This window comes from Psychrobacter sp. S1-30-MNA-CIBAN-0213 (genome assembly GCF_040309845.1).
In the GTDB taxonomy this organism is placed as follows: domain Bacteria; phylum Pseudomonadota; class Gammaproteobacteria; order Pseudomonadales; family Moraxellaceae; genus Psychrobacter.
This window is the reverse complement of sequence record NZ_JBEOPE010000065.1, coordinates 1-273: the sequence shown is the minus strand read 5'-3', so window position 1 is coordinate 273 and position 273 is coordinate 1. Positions and strand designations below refer to the sequence as shown.

The 273-nt window shown below is 42.5% G+C and carries 1 pseudogene; it reads left to right on the top strand.

The window, feature by feature from the left end:
• Positions 1-222, top strand: a pseudogene (locus tag AAEY87_RS13965) (EF-P beta-lysylation protein EpmB); the annotation flags it as partial.
• Positions 223-273: the final 51 nt, after the last annotated feature.

Below are 273 nucleotides of genomic sequence, written 5' to 3'. Positions count from 1 at the left end.
GCCTTAAGTCAACGTTTATTCTCTGCTGGGGTATTGCCTTATTATCTACACGTATTGGATAAAGTAGCAGGCGCGGCACATTTCGATAGCGACGAGCGGTCAGCAATAGCGCTTTACTGGTCACTATTGGCAGCATTACCCGGCTATCTAGTACCTAAGCTGGTTAGAGAGTTGCCAGATAGACCGTTTAAGGTGCCGATTGACATTTACAATGAAGTCTAAAAGTTGCATTATGATAAAGTAGCGCTATTAGCAGACAAATAATGACTAATA